Origin of the sequence: Bacillus sp. JJ1532 (genome assembly GCF_036965085.1) — a bacterium.
GTDB lineage: Bacteria > Bacillota > Bacilli > Bacillales > Cytobacillaceae > Cytobacillus.
In genome coordinates this window covers 1-2,613 of record NZ_JBALOW010000137.1, presented here as the reverse complement: position 1 = coordinate 2,613, position 2,613 = coordinate 1, and the positions used below count along the sequence as shown (strand labels likewise).

General features: G+C 35.9%; 2 protein-coding genes. Both read right to left on the bottom strand.

The window, feature by feature from the left end:
- Positions 1–197: 197 nt before the first annotated feature.
- The gene (locus tag V7122_RS25295) at positions 198–1,358 is read right to left on the bottom strand and encodes an acyltransferase family protein (RefSeq protein WP_335348074.1); all 1,161 of its coding nucleotides are present in this window, start codon (positions 1,356–1,358) and stop codon (positions 198–200) included.
- 995 nt (positions 1,359–2,353) lie between these two features.
- Positions 2,354–2,500 (bottom strand): hypothetical protein, encoded by a 147-nt coding sequence (locus V7122_RS25290; RefSeq protein WP_335345023.1) that lies wholly within the window; start codon positions 2,498–2,500, stop codon positions 2,354–2,356.
- Positions 2,501–2,613: the final 113 nt, after the last annotated feature.

Below are 2,613 nucleotides of genomic sequence, written 5' to 3'. Positions count from 1 at the left end.
AATTGCGCCCGATTGTTGAATAGTAGAAAATGAGAAAAAGCTGCAAGAAAAACACCTTAGTTATTGTGCTAAAGCACCCGTTAGTTGAACAAGAATCATTATTTTTATGACACATCATTATCCTACTAAGACAAAAGCCAGCAATAATGCTGGCTTTTTCATTTTCCACATTTCATTTATTTAAATATTATTTCCTTTTACATCATTTTTTTGAGGTATGGAATCTTTCGCCATACAAAATGACTTAGCAAAAAACTTAGAATGATTCCTAAAAATGCCGTCATTAGAAATTTAGTCCAGACTGATATTGGTAGGTCATTCAATGTATATTGAAGGAAGACAACTACTGGGACATGGATGAAATAAACAACAAATACATTGTTTGATAACATCTTAGACCAACGATTAGTGCCGTTAATTTTTTCTCTAAATAAAATTAGAAGACCGATTACAAGCGAAATACACAGTAACGTCTCAATGAATGATCGAGTCAACGAACCAAAGTTTTGTCCACCTTTTAAAAGAAAAGGATCTACCGTATTCCCTCCAAAATACAAAATAGTTACTATTAATACTCCAATAATAAGCCAGATGTATCCTACTCTCGCACTCAAAGTTAAAAACCATTTGCGATGATAGGCCATAATACCTAAACAAAAGAAACTCACATACTGTGGTACATGTGCAAATTCTGTTTGAATAAATCCTACGAAAGCTGTCCAATGATCAATAGGAAACCATATCCTTGTAATGAAAGTCACTAAACTAACGATCAACCACAGGGAGAGAATCTGATAAACCTTAATATTTCCATCAAATTTTTTTGTGGATTTCTTGGATGTAAAGAAGGTCCAGACTGAAAACACAACCGCATACACAAGTAAATGCTCTAAAAACCATAAATGGCCAAATTGCATATCAGGCCATGATGGTCCAGACCAATTCGTGGGTTCACTACCAAGTCCAAAAAATATATTAACATAGTAAGAAAAAAATGAGATGGGTTCATAATCTCTGAAATTAATGTAATATAAATACATCAGAATAGGAATTATCACGAGAAATCCCAGTAGTAATGGAATACCAATTCTAATAAGCCGTTCTTTTAAAAACCGTTTCGGCCCTTTTCTCGCGATTGATTGAGGGAGAAAATATGCTGATAAAAAGAAAAACATACTCATAAAAAATGCTGCATTTACAGAGAAAAATCTACCCAACCAGTTGATAGATTCATCATCCAAAAAATACCACCAACCACCTGGTCCATAGGCTTGTCCAGCATGGTGAGCTACTACAAGCATAATTAAAGCTATTTTTATATTATCGATGAAATATAAATGATCACTCTCTTTTTTCACCTTTAAAACCCCATTCCCATTAAAAGTTACACTTAAATAATAGCGTATTTTTTACCATTATAGGAAAAAGTTTCATATATAGTAAATAATTCCATTTTTTAAAATCAATAACTGTTTAGCATTATCGTCCTAATGCGAATTTTATTTTATACATCTATGTAATTTATAGACGCTAATCCTTGTAAGGGAATAGCACCCGATTGCTAAGGATCGGTAGAATCCCTTGAACGAGATATAAGTACATGGAGTACCTCCTTAATTTTTACGAAGTACTCCATATTCCCTTTTTTTGATTTGCAAAAATACCCTAGATCAGAAAGCTGTTGTATTTTATCGTCTTGCTTCGTTAGCATAGGGAGAACTGCAATGAAGAATGCTAACCGTTGCCTGAGATGACAGTGCATCGTCAGAGATTTTGCACAATCTGAATTGGATTACCGTCCGGATCTGCAATCCAAGTAATGAGCAGCCGACCGAGCCATTCGTGCGGTGAGACCAGGGCTTTGGCACCATTCAAGGTGACGGTTTCAAAGGCGGCAGCAGTGTCATCCGTCCACAAAATCACTGCAACAAGCTGCCCATGAGACACGGGGGCGAGGCCGTGATCATCGCGCGTAGAGGAAACAGATGCGATGCCTATTCTATAGTCATCGAGAACCAAATCAATATGATCGGTTCGCCATCATTTGGCACTCGAAAGGACTCGTGAATCCCAGACTCTCGTAGAACGTAGCTGCTCTTACTACATCCGAACTGAACAGAATAACTTGGGGATTACGGAAGATCGACAATTTGTTACACCTCCTATTGTTCAAGTTGGAGTCTGAGCCATTAATTATTAGTTCAATTGTTTCGTGAAAAATCCTTTTTTTATTCAATTAAATGGCCCTTAAATGGCAAAAGCACTTTCCTTATTACAGAAAAGCGCCCGATTGTTGAAGATTGTTATTCAACTAAAGCACCCGTTAGCACAATAAGAAAAGCCTTCGAAATCACTAGTTACTCTCTTTACTTTTCTTATAAAAGTTTGATACCACCCCTAATATAATTCCGATAACAATTAAGGGTATAGAAAATGTTGCATATGGTTGAGGAGTATCCGCAATTCCAAATGTCTGATTAAAAGCAAATCCAGCTGCCATTAGCCATACTCCTAAATAAAATAAGATTTTTCCAGTCTTGGTATGCCTTTTCAATAAAAACACCCCTTACATTTCTCATTCTTATATAACCATCTTAAACTAGTCGAGTAGAA